This is a genomic window from Allobosea sp. P1_A7, assembly GCF_056406775.1.
On the sequence record NZ_JBFTZN010000588.1, the window covers coordinates 1 to 1,152 of the forward strand.

Annotated in this window: 1 protein-coding gene; it reads right to left on the reverse strand. The window is 63.2% G+C overall.

Annotated elements, in window-relative coordinates:
- Positions 1–1,080, reverse strand: coding sequence for an IS630 family transposase (locus AC1D34_RS37825; RefSeq protein ID WP_476827060.1), 1,080 nt, complete (start codon positions 1,078–1,080; stop codon positions 1–3).
- Between the last annotated feature and the right edge of the window lie 72 nt (positions 1,081–1,152).

Genomic DNA, 1,152 nt, shown 5'->3' on the forward strand with positions numbered 1-1,152 from the left:
CTAGTGGATTGATTCCAACGTTTGATGCCCGCGCCTAACGGCTGCGATGATGTGGTCGGGATCGGCTTTCCATAGGAACGGGCGTGGTTCCCGGTTGTGCTCCTTGATGAAGCGGTTGATGGCGGCCTGCAGGTCGACGACGGAATGGAAAACGCCGTTTTTCAGACGCCGTCGGGTCAGCTTGGCGAAGAAGCCCTCGACGGCGTTGAGCCATGAGCAGGAGGTCGGCACGAAGTGAAAGGTCCAGCGCGGATGTCTGGCCAGCCAGGCGCGGACCTTGGGCTGCTTGTGGGTGGCATAGTTGTCGAGGATGACGTGGACGGCCTTGCCGGCTGGCATTTCGGCCTCGATGGCGTTCAGAAATCGGATGAACTCCTGATGCCGGTGGCGCTGCATGTTGCGGCCGATCACCGAGCCATCGAGGATATTGAGCGCGGCAAACAGGGTCGTGGTGCCATTGCGCTTGTAGTCGTGCGTCATGGTTGCCCCGCGGCCGCGTTTCAACGGCAACCCCGGCTGGGTGCGATCGAGCGCCTGGATCTGGCTCTTTTCGTCGACCGACAGCACGATGGCGTGGGCAGGCGGCGAGACGTAGAGCCCGACCACGTCATGAAGCTTTTCAGCAAAAGCCTTGTCGTTGGACAGCTTGAAACTGCGCCAGCGGTGGGGAGCGAGGCCGTGGTCGTGCCAGATCTTCACGACCGAGGACGCGGCGATGCCGACGGCCTTAGCCATCGCGCGAACCGTCCAGTGCGTCGCCTCGTGGGCGGGCGGCTCGAGTGTCAGCGCCACGACCTTGTCGACCAGCGCGGCCTCAAGCGGCGCGATGCCTGGACGCCGGGTCTTGTCGCGCAGCAACCCGTCGACCCTCTCGGCCATGAAGCGTTCCTGCCAGCGCCACACGCAGGTCTTCGACTTGGCTGTCGCCGCCATGATCGCGAGGGTCCCAAGACCCTGATCGGTCAGCAGAATGATGCGCGCGCGCCAGACATGCTTCTGCGGCGAACTCCGCGCCGCAACGATCGCTTCAAGCCGACCCTTTTCCGAAGCCGTGACTTCGATCCTGATACCGGTACGCATCCCGCAATGTCGCACACCGCATCAGCGGCCGGAATCCCCAACAGGACTCTTCCGTCCCGATCAATCCACTAG